The 451-nt window shown below is 37.0% G+C and carries 1 tRNA gene and 1 rRNA gene; both read left to right on the top strand.

Annotated elements, in window-relative coordinates:
* Positions 1-61: ribosomal RNA gene (locus E6C50_RS17515) — 16S ribosomal RNA — on the top strand; the annotation flags it as partial.
* 173 nt (positions 62-234) lie between these two features.
* A tRNA-Ile gene (locus E6C50_RS17510) sits at positions 235-308 on the top strand.
* Positions 309-451 lie beyond the last annotated feature (143 nt).

The raw sequence follows: 451 nt of genomic DNA, 5'->3' as shown, positions 1-451 counted from the left end.
AACTGGGGCTAAGTCGTAACAAGGTAGCCGTACCGGAAGGTGCGGCTGGAACACCTCCTTTCTAGAGAAAGATAATTAAGGGTTTATGATACAAGAGGTTTTACTCTCGCTGTTAGTTCAAAAAAAAGAAGAATAAGTAAAAAAAAGAGTTTATACTATTTTTAAAGAGTGATACTTAGGTTTTAGATATATGATTTAAAATTTAACGTTCAAAATTTAGAATAATTTAAAAATAGTCTCGTAGCTCAGCTGGTTAGAGTACTACACTGATAATGTAGGGGTCGGCAGTTCGAGTCTGCCCGGGACTACAATTTTTACTTATAAGGAAATTCTGGAAGTTGGGATTTGGATTAGGGATTAATTCAAAATTCGAAATTCAACATTCAAAATAAGAAAGAATGGGGGATTAGCTCAGCTGGCTAGAGCGCCTGCCTTGCACGCAGGAGGTCAT

Origin of the sequence: Flavobacterium supellecticarium, from assembly GCF_004801375.1 — a bacterium.
GTDB classification, from domain to species: domain Bacteria; phylum Bacteroidota; class Bacteroidia; order Flavobacteriales; family Flavobacteriaceae; genus Flavobacterium; species Flavobacterium supellecticarium.
Note: the sequence above shows the minus strand (reverse complement) of the source record. Positions and strands in the feature narration are given on the sequence as shown.